A 14,333-nucleotide genomic window follows, 5' to 3' on the forward strand; every position below is an offset into this window, starting at 1 on the left:
AGTGTTTGATTTGTGCGGGAGGAAGGGATGCTGGACGTGCAATTCGTCTTCGATACCGGGGCGGCATCCCACCCCGGGCGCGTTCGGTCACATAACGAAGACTGCTTCCTGACCCGTCCCGCTTCGGGTGTCTGGCTGGTCGCTGACGGCATGGGGGGTCACAAGGCGGGCGACTTTGCCAGCCGGAAGATCGTGGAAAGCGCCAACTGGGTGGGCATACCCACGTCAGCGATGGACCTGAAGCTGCGCTTCCTCGACCGCCTGATGCTCGCGCATGAGGATATCCGCCGTCATTCGGCCGAACTGGACGGCGCCACCGTCGGCGCCACGCTGGCCGCGCTTCTGATCTATCAGCACCACTTTGCCTGCATCTGGTCGGGCGACAGCCGAATCTACCTGCTGCGGGACGGTGTGCTGCACCAGATGACCACGGACCACACCGAGGTGAACGAACTGCTGCGGCTGGGCACCATCACCCAGGATCAGGCGGCGAACTGGCCGCGCAAGAACGTGATCACCCGGGCCATCGGCGTGTTCGATACACCGGAAACGGACGAGACCTACGGCACCCTTCAGGCGGGCGATACGTTTCTGCTGTGTTCCGACGGGCTGACCGGACACGTCGCCGACGAGGAAATTGCAATCTATCTGATGCAACCAAGCGCGCAGGCCGCTTGCGACCGTCTGATCGCGTTGACACTTGATCGCGGCGCCCGCGATAATGTGACGGTGATCGTGACACGGTGCCTGGTCGATGCGACCGACGACGACGACGAACGGACGCGGCCGGGCATCCCCCTGGTCGGTGTGGATGACGGAAAAGCGGAAGACTGACCACCATGCCCGATGACAATACCAACCCGCCGCAGTCAGGCGGGACCCCGGTGACGAGCGTTCCGCAAGGCGGCCGCCCGGTCACGGCGGTCACGACGGGCACACGCATCATCGGCACCTACGAGATCGAGAAGCTGATCAACACCGGCGGCATGGGCGAGGTCTATCGCGGCCGCAACATCCACGATGGCGAACCGGTGGCCATCAAGATCGTCCTGCCGCATCTGGCGCAGGACGAGATGATCACGCAGCTGTTCCAGAAAGAGGCGAAGGTCCTGAACCGCCTCGTGCATGACGCGATCGTGCGCTACTACGTCTTCACCAACGACCCCGACATCGGCCGCCCCTGCATGATCATGGAGTTCATCGAGGGAACCTCGATGAACGAGCGGCTGAAGCAGGGGCCCATGGCACTGGACGAGGTGAAGCTGCTGCTGCGGCGGCTGGCATCGGGTCTGGACAAGGCGCATGCGATGGGTGTCGTCCACCGTGACCTGTCGCCTGACAACGTGATCCTTCAGGGCGGATCGGTCGAGCACGCCAAGATCATCGACTTCGGCATCGCCAAATCCACGATGAAGGGCGATGCCACGCTGCTTCAGGGCCAGTTCGCGGGCAAGTTCAGCTATGTCGCGCCCGAGCAGCTTGGCGCGTTCGGCGGCAATGTCGACGGCCGGGCCGACATCTATTCGCTGGCCCTGATGATGGTTGCGGTCGCGCAGGGCCGTGTCCTGAACATGGGCAAGTCGATCGTCGAGGCGGTGCGGGCGCGGAACGGGGTGCCCGACCTGTCGGGGGTCTACCCCGAGTTGCAGCCGCTGCTGTCGCACATGCTCGAGCCCGATCCGGCCAACCGCCCCGCGTCGATGGCCGAGGTCATCCGGCTGCTCGACAACCCGGACGAGGTGCCCGCCGCGGCCGAACCGTCGGATGACGACGATCCGGACCGCACACGCATCGTCCGGCTGCCGAAGCCCGGGCAGGGCGGCCAGGAACGGACGCAGACCACCGCCGTGGGCGGCAGGACGCAGGCGCCGTCAAAGACCGCCTCGAACGAACTGTTCCTGGGCATCCCCGATTCCAAGTCGCCTCCGCCGGAGGTCAAGAAGGGCGGCAAGGGCGGGATGATCGTGGTCCTGCTGGCCGTTGTGGCGTTGCTGGGCGGTGGCGGGGCGTGGATGGCGGGGGTGTTCGATCCCAAGCCGGCGCCGGAGCCGCCCCAGCAGCTGGCTGGGGGCGACACCCCCGCGCCGGACCCGACACCGCCCGAACCCGAGCCCACACCCCCGACCCCCGAACCGACGCCACCCGCGCCGGACCCGACGCCGCCTGCCCCCGATCCGACGCCGCCTGCCCCCGATCCGACGCCGCCTGCCCCCGATCCGACACCTCCCGCGCCGGAACCGGAGCCCGAGCCCGAACCGGAGCCCGAGCCTGCGCCGCCCGCATCGCCGCTGGATGCCATCGGCCAGCAGGTCGCGTGGCTGCGTGCCTACAATGCCGGTGAATGCACGCTGGTGCAGATGCTGTCCTCGACCGGGGATGCGGTTTCGATCGAGGGCTACGGCCAGTCGGTCGATCCCTTCACCCGGCTTCTGGCGGATTTCACCGCGGCCCATGGGGTCGAACCCGACATCGGCGTCCGGATCGTGAACCCGCCGCAGTGCCCTGTGATCGACTACGCGAATTCGCTGCGCGACAGCCCGACGCTGCCGGTGCGGATCGTGCTGGACAATCCGGTCGATGTGCTGCGCAGCGGCGAGACGATCGCCGGCAGGATCGAGGGGCTGGCGGGCCGGTCGGCGGCGCTGTTCCTGGTCAATGGAACCGTCGGGGCCACCAACAACCTGAAGCCCTTCGTGTCGCGGTCGTCTGACGGGGCGACGACCTTCAGCTTCACCGTGAACCTGGCCGCCGGTGCCGAACCGACGCCGCAGTTGTTGATGGCGGTGGTGACGGATGCGCCTGTGACCAAGCTGGATGCGGTGCCGAACGGGGTGACGGCGCGGACGCTGATCCCCTTCATGACGACCGAGTTCACGGCGACGCGGCAGCAGCCGGCCCTCGCGCTGCGCCATTTCCGGCTGGAGAACTGAGCGGGCCTGTGCAGCGTCCCACCGTGGGACGCTGCACGACCCAAGCGAATTCAATGGGTTGCCTTTCAGAATTTACCACTTGTCAAGAAATGGCGCCGGATCGGGGGGCCTGATGGGATGTCAGCGCACCGAGAAGCCCACCAGAGCCACATCCTCGCGCATACCGCGTGACCGCATTTCGGCCAGCAGCGCGGGGAAGTAGCGGTCGGCCGTCTGCCCGTTCATGTCGATGACGGTGCGGGGCAGCGCCGGTGTGGACAGGGCCATCAGCAGTTGCCGCGTCTCGACCGGCCCGGCTGTCAGGGTGAGGGGCACCGAGAACCGCGCCTCACCCGGGGCGAAACGCAGGAACGACGCCAGGTCCTGCACCGTGCCCTCGTCGTCGATGACCAGGAGCGTCAGGACGCCCTGGCCCGTGTTGCCCACCCGGCCCTCAAGCGCCGACCCGCTGGCGATGTCGCGCGCGGCGAGGTCGAAGTAGATGGTGAAGGCGGGGAATGCCGGGCTTTGGCGCAGGGCGTCGACAGCCTCGCATTGCGGGGCGCTGACGGGCTTGAAGGTGGCGTTCGGCACCTGCCCCAGGCGTTCGGTCAGTTGCGCCGCGAACCGGGACAGATCGTCCTCGGTCCGGGCAAAGACCTCGAGCGCGAAGGCGCCGTCCTCGGACAAGGTCGGCAGGGCGGCGAAGCAGGGCGGTGACGGGATTTCGGCCAGCATGGTCAGAACGTCGTTGTAGGTCGTCCGGTCGGGGGGGACCTGTGCCGGATCGGGGGCAGCGATTCCGTCCTGCCCCTCGACGGAGGGCGGCGGGGGCGGCGGCGCGACGGGCTGGACCGCCACGCTGTCGGGCGATGCCGCGGCGACGCGGTCGGGGGCGGACGATACCGCCGCCACGCGGTCGGCGCCCGGGCTGGCAGCGGCAGAGGGCGCGCTGGCGGGGGCAACCTGCCCGACACGGGGCGGGTCGCTGCGGGGAATCTCGGGCAGCGGTGCGGGGGCCGCTGGCGGACTGACCGGCGCCACGGAGGCGACACGGTCGGCGCCCCGGGGCGCCGGGGCAAGGGAGGCAACCGGGGCTGCGGCCGCTGCCGCGACGGCGGGCGGCGGCGAGGCGGTGATGGCCGGCGCGACGCGCGTGCCTTCGCGCGGGGCGGCCACGGCGGCCGCATCGGCGCGGGGCGCGCGCAGGCCCGGCGTGGCCGGCGTTTCGGCACGGACCGCCGCCTGCCCGCCCGTGCGGGGCGCGGCGGCGACAGTGGCCGAGGGGGGCACCACCGTGGCCGAGGGGGGCACCACGGTCGCCGTGGGGGGCACCACCGTGGCCGAAGGGGGCACCACGGTCGCCGTGGGGGGCGCCACTGCAGCCGCGGGGGGCACAACCGCGGCCGTGTCGCGGTCGACCGGCGCCGGTGCGGCGGCCTCGGGCGCGATGCGTTCGGCCTGCGCGACGGCTGCCGGGCTGCTGGCCGCGGCGGCGGGCGGGGTGAGGCGCGTGACAGCCTCGGGTTCGGCCACGGCCCCCAGCCGTTCCGCCCCCGCCTGCGCGGCCGCATCGGATTGCGCCGCGCCCAGACGCTCGGCCTCGGGGCGGGCGGGGGACAGGGACTGCGACGGCTCGACCGTGGCGAGCGGCCGGGTTTCACCGGCCAGGATGCGGGGCGGGGCCGCCAGACGCGCCTCGGGCGGGGCCGCCGCCATCGCGCTGCGGGCGGCATAGGCCGCCAGCCCCTCGCGCATCGCCCAACCGTTCAGCGTGATCGCCACGGCGCCCGCCACCAGCCAGACCGCCCCGGCGGGGGCGTCGCGCCCGGCCACGGCCCCGGTCATGGCGCGGCCCCGAAGGCGGCGTCGTGCAGGGTCACAAGGCGCAGCGCGACCGGGGCCAGATCGGGGCGCATCGTCAGGCGCAGAAGGACCTCGGCAGGCAGCGTCGCGTCGGCCAGGACATGCAGCGCGGGCGGTGGCGGATCGGACAGGGCGGCGGCCAGCGTGTCGGCCGTGACCTCGACCCCGTCCACGGCCATGCCGCCCTGTGCGTCGATCAGCAGCAGCGGTCTTGGCAGGCGTTCCAGCGGCAGTTCCGAGGTCCGGGCCAGATCGACGCGCGTCTCGCCCCGCTGCACCAGCGATCCGGTGATGACGAAGAAGAACACGAGCAGAAGCACGATGTTCACGATCGCCAGCGAGAAATCGGCGGCGCGGCGGCGGGGTGGGGGCAGCAGCATCGGGCGCGGCATGGTCTAGCCCCCCGCGGCGCGGCTGCCCGCGATGATCTGCACACGGTCAATGCCCGCAAGCGCCAGAACCTCGGTCACCCGCGCCAGATCCTGCACGGTGGCCGAGGCGGCGGGGAACAGCAGCACACCCACATCGCCCGCCTCGCGCAGGGCGGGGACAAGGCTGCGGATGTCGGACAGGGGCAGCACCTGGGTCCCGGCGCGCAACTGGCCGCGCGAGAGGTGCCAGATAAGGACCGGGGCGTTCTCCTGCGGCGGGGGCGCATCGGCCCGCGCCTCGCCGTCGATCGAGGACCGGCCCGACGCCGCACCGCCGGTCAGCGGGATCAGCGAATAGGGTGCCAGGCTGGAGGACAGCATGAAGAACACCAGGAGCTGGAACATCGCATCCGCCAGCGGGGTCAGCGGAAAGCCGTAGCGGCGCGGACGGGCGGCGGCGGGAAGGATGGCACCGGACATGTCCGGCCCTCAGCCGGTTGCCTGCGGGCGTCCGTGCACCGCCAGCGACAGTGCGCGTTCCAGCGACTGGCGTTCGGCGTCGATGCGGCCTTCCAGCCAGATCGCCACCGCATAGAACACAAGCGCGATGGCCAGCCCCACGGCCGTGGTGGACAGGGCGGTCCAGATGCCGCCCGCCAGGGCCGCCGGATCGACCCCGCCGGTGCTTTCGGCCAGGCGGCCGAACGCCTCGATCATGCCGATGACCGTGCCGAGCAGGCCCAGCATCGGCGCGGCCTGCACTGCCGCCTCGAGCCCGCGCATCCAGCGACCGATGCGCGCCAGTTCGTCGAGCGCGGCCTGGCGGCCGACCTCCTCGACCCAGGGGGTATCCTCGGGGCGTTCGGTGCGGGCGGAGAACACCGTCGCGAGGACCCGCGGCAGGACACCGCGCGCGCGGCGGGCCGCCGTCAGCGCCTGGTCGCGCCGCCCGGCATGCCAGTCGGCCAGCAGGCCGTCGGCCAGGCGGTTGCGGCCGAGGCCGAGGATGGCGAACTGCACGATCTTGTAGAGGCTGACGGTGGTGCCAAGCGCCGACAGCAGGCCAAGCGCGGCAAAGACGGTCAGCGTGACCGCGTCAAGACCCGCGATATCGGGCATCAGCATGGCTGCATCGCCCGCGCCCCCGGCCGCACGCGGCGGATCAGTTGAACTGGATCGTGCGGACGCGCGTGGACAGCAGCGCGTTGTCGCGGCAGACCGTCTGCTCGCCCTGCCCCGAGGCGCATTCCACCGCCCCGTTGACCGAGATGCGCGAGATCGAGGCGCAGGCCTGGTCGGGCAGGTCGAACTGCACCACGCGGGTCTTGCCCGAGGGAAGCCAGCCGAACTCCAGCACCAGAAGGCGGGTGACGATGCCCTCCAGATTGAACACCGCCACCTCGTAGGACACCTTTTCAAGGCCGACCGGTGTGGCGTTCGTGGCGACATAGGTCAGGCGGCACCCGCCCGAGATGTCCTGTGCCGTGTTCAACTCCAGTTCGACGTTGCCGGTCTGCGCCGCAGCACCAAAGGCGGTACCGACAAGGGCGGACGCGGCGACGAAGGCCGCGCCAAGAAGATGACGGTTGTCAAGCACGATCAGAAACTCCCCCGGCCAATCGATTGCGCGGCAAGGCCGCCCACTATGGAAGATAGGCCGAGTTGATGACGATCTGTCAACCGAAAGCGCCCGGACCGGGGTCCGTGGCGGAATTGGTCAGGTCACTGATAGATGCCGGTCTGCCAGGGGCCGAGCTTCCTGGACCTGGCGGCCGGGACGGTATCGGCGGCGCGCACGGGCGCGACCGAGCGCCGGGGCGTGACGGAAACGCGGGCGGGCGGGACGGTACCCGCACGCTCCGGCTCGGCGTCGAGCGAGAAATCGCGGCTGAAATTGTCGCTGGCCTGACGGCTGCTCATGCTGGAGATCGTGACGAAATCCCCGTCACCGCGCTTCGAGATGCGGTCGCGTTCCGCCAGTGCCCTGACGTCAGGTTCGCCGGTCGTATCCCATACCGAGGCGCCGGACAGCATGAACGAGGATGCGACGGGCGATTCGGCCTGCGCGGCAAAGGGAAGGCAAGCGAGACAGAGAACGGCAAGACGCATGATATCTTCCTTTCGAAACCGGGCGCGAAACACCGCAAAATCCCTGCATGCCCACTGCCCGGGACAACGGCAGACCGCCCCCTGCTATTCTAAAGGATAGACTGCAACGCCCCCGGGATCAACCTCTCCGGACGGAAACGATCCGGGGGCATCGTCGCGTTGGCGAATTGCAGCCGGGTCCGGCCGGGTGGCCGGAACGAGTTAACGCCATTGCGACTCGCACCGACGTGCCGAACGCGTTACGATGGGTCATTCGCCGTGAAGGATTGGACCTGTCATCAATGCTGAAGAACCGACTTCGCCATATGGCCTTGCCGCGCCGCGCCCCGATGGTCGTGGCGATGACCGCGTTTTTCATGGCCGCCGGCCTGTCGGCCGCCGAGGCGCGGCGTCTTGCGCTGGTGGTCGGCAACTCGGACTACTCGACCGTTTCCCCCCTGAAGAACGCGGCGCGCGATGCGCGCGACGTGGCGGCGGCGCTGGAACGACTGGGCTTCGAGGTCACGCTTCTGACGGATGTGCAGTCCAGCGATTTCTGGGACAGGATCGACACGTTCGCGGATTCGGCCGAGACGGCGGAAAGCACGCTGTTCTTCTATTCGGGCCACGCCTTCCAGATGAGCGGCGTGAACTATCTTGTTCCGGTCGACGCCCAGTTGCAGAGCCGCGAGGCGATCCGCACCGAGACATGGAACCTGGACGGCATCATCGCGCGGCTTCAGAACCGCAAGCGGCAGACCCTGATCTTTCTGGATGCCTGCCGCAACGACCCGCTGCCGCAGTCGGTGCGCGGGTCGGGCCAGGCGGACGGTCTTGCGCGGCTTCAGACCGGCGTGGGCACGTTCGTGGCCTTCGCGACCGAACCGGGGGCCGTGACATATGACGGTGCGGGCGACGCGCCGAACAGTCCCTTCACCACCGCGCTCTTGAAGCACATCGAGGCGCCGGGCCTGTCGGTGTCGGACATGATGATCAAGGTCCGCAACGAGGTGGAGGAGGCAACGCTGCGGCGCCAGACCCCGTGGGACCAGTCTTCGCTGCGCGAGCAGTTCTATTTCGCCGAGGCCCCGTCGAGCGGCAAGCAGGAGCTGTCCGAGGCGGATTACGAGCTTCTGGCCTCGCTGACACCCGAGGATCGCGCGAAGTTCCTGGATCTGCTGCGCATGTCGGGTTTTTCGGCCGAGTCGCTGCAGCGCGCGGACGAAGCGATCTCGATCGCGCAGGCGAACCTGGAGATCGTGGCAGAGGCGGATGTGACGATCATCGCGGCCGCGCCGGGGTCTGCGGCGGCGCCTGTCGAGGCGGCAGGTGCCGATCTGTCCGCGCTGGAGATTGCGGATACGGGCGTGACGGTTGTGGGCGGCGACGCGCCCGAACAGATTGCCGCCCTGCCCGAGGAACCCGCGCCCGCGCAGCCGGAACAGATCGCCGCCCTGCCCGAGGAACCCGCGCCCGCGCAGCCCGAACAGATCGCCGCCCTGCCCGAGGAACCCGCGCCCGCGCAGCCCGAGCAGATCGCCGCCCTGCCCGAGGAACCCGCGCCCGCGCAGCCGGAGCAGATCGCCGCCCTGCCCGAGGAACCCGCGCCCGCGCAGCCGGAGCAGATCGCAGCCCTGCCCGAGGAACCCGCGCCCGCGCAGCCGGAGCAGATCGCGGCCCTGCCCGAGGAGCCCGCGCCCGTGCAGCCGGAGCAGATCGCGGCCCTGCCCGAGGAGCCTGCGCCCGCGCAGCCCGAGCAGATCGCCGCCCTGCCCGAGGAGCCTGCGCCCGCGCAGCCGGAGCAGATCGCCGCCCTGCCCGAGGAGCCTGCGCCCGCGCAGCCCGAGCAGATCGCCGTGGCGCCGGTGACGCCGGAACCGCTGCTGCCGACGCCGGAGCCGTCGGCGCTGCCCCCGCTCGGGGCCGATATCGGGCCGCCGGTGCGTGTGGCTGCACTGACCTGGGAAACCCGGGGCATCCTGGAACTGAACGCGGTTTCAGGCGATCGTGATCGCGTGGCCGGCAACGAGGTGACGGCCGACAACGACGAAGGCCGGGCGCTGCTTGCGGCGATCGACCCGCGCCTGCTGGACGACAGCGACATCACGCTGGACATGAACCCGCGCGAAATGGCGCGCAGCGCACAGGCCGAACTGAAGCGCCTGGGCTGCTACCAGCTTGCGGTGGACGGGTCGTGGGGCAACGGGTCGCGGACCGCCCTGACCAGCTATTTCCTCGCCAAGCGGCAGGTGCCGGACACCCTGGAGCCGACGCCCGAACTGATCGCGCAGCTTCGGCTGGAGGGCAAGGTGGTCTGCGAGGTGCGCGTGGCCAAGGCCGTGGTTGCGGGCAAGACCCGCCCGATCCTGAAACAGGAGCCTGCGAAGGTCACCAAGGCGGGCGTTCGCAACCCCAAGACAAACCGGGTGGTTGCCACGCAGCAGCAGCGCGTCGAACAGAAGAAGAAGGTCGCGGTGAACCCCGGCGGGTTCTGACGCCGCATTGCCAGACATCGTCCCGGCAGGGATGCCGGGGCCGGACATCGTGAAAAGGCCGCAGCGGGAATGCCGCTGCGGCCTTTGCCTGTCGGGGATGCGTTACTGCAGGTCGATCCGCAGTTCGACGCGGCGGTTCTCGGGGTCGAAAGCATCGCCGGTGCGGGGCTGCGCCTTGCCGAAGCCGATCGACGAGAGGCGTTCGGGCGCCACGCCGAGGCTGACGAGATAGCTGCGCACCGATTCCGCCCGCGCCTCGGACAGATCGACGTTGTAGCCGTCACCGCCCCGGGCGTCGGTATGCCCCTCGACCTTGAAATGCGCGACCTCCAGCCGTTCGTCCTGCATCATCTGGGCGAACACGGCCAGATACCCCTTGGCCTCGGCCGTCAGGTCGGCGGAGTCCAGTTCGAAGGTCACCAGCATGTCGAGCCCCTGCGGCTCGGGCGGGGCGCATTCCTGCGGGGTGCCGATGCAGATGCCGCGCGTGGCGCCCAGATCGGCGGAGTTCACGAAGAACTCGACCAGTTCATCGACCGAATAGGGAGCATCCTGCGCGGATGCGGGCAAGGCGGCGGGAAATGCCAGAATGGCGGCAAGCGCAACGTGACGCATGTCTGAACCTCTTCAATAATACAGGTGAAGGGTAGCGGAGCGCGGTCTGCCGGTCAACCGAAGCAGCGCGGCCGGGCAGATCACAGCACGGTTATCGGGCCGTCCTGAACAGCGTTGCGACATCCATGTGCAGTTCCAGATGGTCCGCCAGCGCATCGAGCGTCGCCTCGACCCCGGCCGCGTGGTCGCGCGGGGCCATGCGGGCACCGAAACCGCCCAGAAAGGCCGCGCGGAACCCGTCGGACAGAAACAGCCCGTGAAGATAGGTGCCCGAGACCCGCCCGTCGGCCGAAGCGGCGCCTTCGCCCTGGCCGCCGATTCGCGCGAAGGGCCGGCCACGGTCGGGGCCTTCGGTCTGGCCAATATGGATCTCGTAGGCACTGACCGGCTGGCCGGTGGCGGCATGAACCGCCTCTGTCCGGGTCAGGCGCTTGTCCGGGGTCATCACCGTTTCGACATCCAGCATGCCGAGGCCCGGCGTGTCGCCCGGCGCCCCCTCGATGCCGTCCGGGTCGCGCACCACCCGCCCGAGCATCTGGTAGCCGCCGCAGATCCCGAGCACATGCCCGCCGCGCCGCAGATGCGCGCGAAGGTCGACATCCCAGCCTTCGGCAAACAGGGCGGCCAGGTCGGCGCGGGTGGATTTCGATCCGGGCAGGATCACCAGCCGCGCGTCGCCGGGGATCGGCTGCCCCGGGCGCACCATGGTCAGCCGCACGCCGGGTTCCTGCGCGATCGGGTCGAGGTCATCGAAATTGGCGATGCGCGGAAAGGCGAGCGCGGCGACATGCAGCCCCTCGCCCCCGCCGTCGCGCAGGTCGAGCGCATCCTCGGCCGGCAGGCGCGACGCCTGCGGAAACCATGGCACCACGCCGAACCCGCGCCACCCGGTCTGCGCCGCGATCATCGCATAGCCATCGTCGAACAGCCGGGGGTCGCCGCGGAACTTGTTGATCACGAAACCCGTCACCAGTGCGGCATCGGCGGGGTCCAGAACCGCCCGGGTGCCGACGATCTGGGCGATCACGCCACCACGGTCGATATCGCCCGTCAGGATCACCGGAACGTCGGCCGCGCGGGCAAAGCCCATGTTGGCGATGTCGCCCGCGCGCAGGTTGACCTCGGCGGGCGAACCCGCGCCCTCGACGATCACCAGATCGGCCCCGGCCCCCAGACGCGCGAAGCTTTCCAGGACTGGCCCCATCAGCGACGGCTTGAGCGCGGCATAGTCGCGGGCGCGGACGGTGGCGACGCGGCGGCCCTGCACGATCACCTGCGCGCCGATCTCTGATTCGGGTTTCAGCAGCACCGGATTCATGTCGGTCAACGGCTCGCGCCCGCAGGCCATGGCCTGCAGCGCCTGCGCGCGACCGATCTCGCCGCCGTCCGCGGTGACGGCGGCGTTGTTCGACATGTTCTGCGGCTTGAACGGCGCGACCGAAAGCCCGCGCCGGACCGCGGCCCGGCACAGGCCCGCGACCAGCACCGACTTGCCCACGTTCGACCCGCAGCCCTGGATCATCAGTGCGGGCATGATCGCCTTGCAAGCCCGGCGGCACCCATCAGAATTCGACGCCCATCTGCGCCTTGATCCCCGACCGGAACGGATGCTTGACCAGCGACATCTCGGTGACCAGATCGGCGGCCTCGATCAGCTCGGGCGCGGCGTTGCGCCCGGTCAGCACGACATGCGTCAGCGGCGGGCGTTCGTCGCGCAGGAAGGCCAGCACTTCGGCCAGATCGAGATAGCCGTAGCGCAGCGCGATGTTGATCTCGTCCAGCAGGACCAGGCGGATGGCGGGGTCGCGGATGATCTGCTTTGCCTTTTCCCAGCCCGCCTGTGCCATGGCGGTATCGCGCGCACGGTCCTGGGTTTCCCAGGTGAACCCTTCGCCCATGGCGTGAAACTGGCAGAGCTCGGCGAAATGTCCCTCGATCAGCCGCCGCTCGCCGGTGTCCCACGCGCCCTTGATGAACTGCACCACGGCGCAGGGCATGCCATGGGCGATGCAGCGCAGGATCATGCCGAACCCGGACGAGGATTTGCCCTTGCCCGCGCCGGTGTGCACGATCACGAGACCCTTCTCGCCGGACTTGGTGGCCATCATGCGATCGCGCGCGGCCTTCTTCCTGGCCATCTTGGCGGCATGGCGCGCGGCGTCGTCGGGGGCGATCGCGGGGTCGGTGTCGGTCTCGTGGGTCATCAGGGCGCTTCCCGTTCTTGACACTTCGCCCCCCCGGGTTCACGACAGGCGGGCGCCGGTGCCTGCCTAACGCAGGCGAAGAGGGAATGCGACAGGGGAAGCGACGGGAAACCGCGCGGAACCGAAGCGCAGCCGCCCCCGCGACCGTGACGCGGAGAGGCCCCATGCCACTGGCAGCAATGCCGGGAAGGCCGGGGCCGGTGGGGTGCCGTGGCGCCCCGCTCTGCCGAGCCGGGAGACCTGCCTGCGCCACGATTTCACGGGCGGACGGGGTGTGCCGCAACCGGAAGCAGGGAGTGTCGCGCAAGCGGATCTCCTGCGCTTTCGTGCGCCCCGGGTCGCCAGACCAAGGACCGAAGGCCCGCGATGGACACCGCCCCGCCCCCCGCCCCCACGGCCACGCTGGTCGTCTGCACGACCTGCCGCCGCGCGGGCGAGATGCCCGGCGATGGCGACCGCCCCGGCACGCTGATGCTGCGCGCCCTGTCGGCCGCGGATCTGCCGCCGGGCGTGGCGATCCGTGCCGTCGAATGCCTGTCGGTCTGCCAGAACGGCTGCGCCGTGGCGCTGACCGCGCCGGGGAAATGGGCCTATGTCTATGGCGGGCTGGACCCCGCCACGCATGCGCCGGACATCCTGCATGGCGCGGCGCTTTACGCCGCGGCCCCTGACGGGCTGGTGCCCTGGCGGGACCGGCCCGAAATCTTCCGCAAGCAGTCCGTCGCCCGTATCCCGCCCATGGAGAGCCGCAATGAGCCTTGAGAAAGTCCCCGTCACCGTCATCACCGGCTTCCTCGGATCGGGCAAGACCACGCTGATCCGTCATCTGATGGCGAACCCCGGCGGCAGGCGACTTGCGATCCTGGTGAACGAGTTCGGCACCGTGGGCGTGGACGGCGAGATCCTGCGGTCCTGCGCCGACGAGAACTGCCCCGAGGACAACATCGTGGAACTGGCGAACGGTTGCATCTGCTGCACGGTCGCCGAGGATTTCATCCCGACGATGGAGGCGCTGCTGGCCCGCCCCAACCGTCCCGACCATATCCTGATCGAGACCTCGGGGCTGGCGCTGCCGAAGCCGCTGCTGAAGGCGTTCGACTGGCCGGGGGTGCGATCGCGCATCACGGTCGACGGCGTCGTGACGCTGGCCGATGCCGAGGCGGTGGCGGCGGGGCGCTTTGCGCCGGATCCGGCGGCGGTGGACGCGCAGCGGCAGGCGGACGACAGCCTGGACCACGACACGCCGCTGGCCGAGGTGTTCGAGGATCAGATCGCCTGCGCCGACATCGTGCTGCTGACCAAGGCCGATCTGGCAGGCGAGGCGGGTCTTGCCGCCGCCCGCGCCGCGATCCTGGCCGAGGCGCCCCGCGCCCTGCCGATGGTCGCCATGACCGACGGGGTGATCGACCCGCGCGTCATCCTGGGCCTGAACGCGGCCGCCGAGGATGACCTGGCGGCCCGTCCGTCGCACCATGACGGCGCCGATGATCATGAGCACGAGGATTTCGACAGCATCGTGATCGACCTGCCCGAGATCGCCGACCCCGACGACCTGCAGGCCCGCATCCGGCGCCTGGCCCGTGACCTGCACATCCTGCGCGTCAAGGGCTATGTCGCCGTGGCGGGCAAGCCGATGCGGATGCTGGTTCAGGCGGTGGGCGAGCGGGTGCGGGCGCAGTATGATCGCCCCTGGGGCGCAGGCCCCCGGCGAACCCGGCTGGTCGTGATCGCGGAACACCACGACATCGACGAGGCTGCGATCCGCGCCGTGCTGGAGGGCTGAAC

General features: G+C 70.0%; 13 protein-coding genes and 1 riboswitch. Of the genes, 5 read left to right on the plus strand and 8 right to left on the minus strand.

All coding sequences use genetic code 11. The features are described from left to right. Window positions 1-27 precede the first annotated feature (27 nt). On the plus strand, window positions 28-834 hold the full coding sequence (locus KF887_16710) for a serine/threonine-protein phosphatase (GenBank protein QYK41012.1): 807 nt from the start codon (window positions 28-30) through the stop codon (window positions 832-834). A gap of 5 nt (window positions 835-839) precedes the next feature. Further along, window positions 840-2,930, plus strand: coding sequence for a serine/threonine protein kinase (locus KF887_16715; GenBank protein QYK41013.1), 2,091 nt, complete (start codon window positions 840-842; stop codon window positions 2,928-2,930). A 120-nt stretch (window positions 2,931-3,050) separates the two neighbouring features. Here the strand turns inward: KF887_16715 and KF887_16720 are convergent, their stop codons facing one another. The 5 genes from KF887_16720 to KF887_16740 form a co-directional block, all read right to left on the minus strand. Continuing rightward, entirely contained in the window at window positions 3,051-4,757 is a 1,707-nt protein-coding gene (locus tag KF887_16720) for a hypothetical protein (GenBank protein ID QYK41014.1), read from the minus strand. Then, window positions 4,754-5,167, minus strand: a complete 414-nt coding sequence (locus KF887_16725; GenBank protein ID QYK41015.1) for a biopolymer transporter ExbD — start codon at window positions 5,165-5,167, stop codon at window positions 4,754-4,756. Before KF887_16725 ends, KF887_16720 begins: the two co-directional genes overlap by 4 nt. 3 nt (window positions 5,168-5,170) lie before the next feature. After that, window positions 5,171-5,626, minus strand: coding sequence for a biopolymer transporter ExbD (locus tag KF887_16730; GenBank protein ID QYK41016.1), 456 nt, complete (start codon window positions 5,624-5,626; stop codon window positions 5,171-5,173). 9 nt (window positions 5,627-5,635) lie between these two features. Beyond that, on the minus strand, window positions 5,636-6,595 hold the full coding sequence (locus KF887_16735; protein ID QYK41017.1) for a MotA/TolQ/ExbB proton channel family protein: 960 nt from the start codon (window positions 6,593-6,595) through the stop codon (window positions 5,636-5,638). A 273-nt stretch (window positions 6,596-6,868) separates the two neighbouring features. Then, on the minus strand, window positions 6,869-7,255 hold the full coding sequence (locus tag KF887_16740; GenBank protein ID QYK41018.1) for a hypothetical protein: 387 nt from the start codon (window positions 7,253-7,255) through the stop codon (window positions 6,869-6,871). Between the two features lie 341 nt (window positions 7,256-7,596). On the opposite strand from KF887_16740, the gene KF887_16745 reads away from it, so the two are divergent. Next, window positions 7,597-9,729 carry a caspase family protein gene (locus KF887_16745; GenBank protein QYK41019.1) on the plus strand — a complete coding sequence of 711 codons (2,133 nt, stop codon included), beginning with the start codon at window positions 7,597-7,599 and terminating at the stop codon, window positions 9,727-9,729. A 102-nt stretch (window positions 9,730-9,831) separates the two neighbouring features. On the opposite strand, the gene KF887_16750 is transcribed toward KF887_16745, so the two are convergent. The 3 genes from KF887_16750 to cobO form a co-directional block, all read right to left on the minus strand. Beyond that, a complete protein-coding gene (locus tag KF887_16750; protein QYK41020.1) occupies window positions 9,832-10,344 on the minus strand; it encodes an OmpA family protein in 513 nt (170 codons plus the stop codon). Window positions 10,345-10,435: 91 nt separating this feature from the next. Further along, a complete protein-coding gene (locus KF887_16755) occupies window positions 10,436-11,878 on the minus strand; it encodes a cobyric acid synthase (protein ID QYK41021.1) in 1,443 nt (480 codons plus the stop codon). A 28-nt stretch (window positions 11,879-11,906) separates the two neighbouring features. Beyond that, complete coding sequence (gene cobO, locus KF887_16760) at window positions 11,907-12,548, minus strand: cob(I)yrinic acid a,c-diamide adenosyltransferase (protein QYK41022.1); 642 nt, start codon at window positions 12,546-12,548, stop codon at window positions 11,907-11,909. A 39-nt stretch (window positions 12,549-12,587) separates the two neighbouring features. Then, window positions 12,588-12,811, plus strand: a riboswitch (cobalamin riboswitch). 103 nt (window positions 12,812-12,914) lie between these two features. Between cobO and KF887_16765 the strand changes: the two genes are divergently transcribed. Then, window positions 12,915-13,310: a DUF1636 domain-containing protein gene (locus KF887_16765; GenBank protein ID QYK41023.1), complete on the plus strand. Its 396-nt coding sequence runs from the start codon at window positions 12,915-12,917 to the stop codon at window positions 13,308-13,310. Then, the gene (gene cobW, locus KF887_16770; GenBank protein ID QYK41024.1) at window positions 13,300-14,331 is read left to right on the plus strand and encodes a cobalamin biosynthesis protein CobW; all 1,032 of its coding nucleotides are present in this window, start codon (window positions 13,300-13,302) and stop codon (window positions 14,329-14,331) included. The genes KF887_16765 and cobW overlap by 11 nt, the downstream gene beginning before the upstream one ends. The last annotated feature ends 2 nt before the right edge of the window (window positions 14,332-14,333 follow it).

This window comes from Paracoccaceae bacterium (genome assembly GCA_019454225.1).
Classification (GTDB): Bacteria; Pseudomonadota; Alphaproteobacteria; order Rhodobacterales; family Rhodobacteraceae.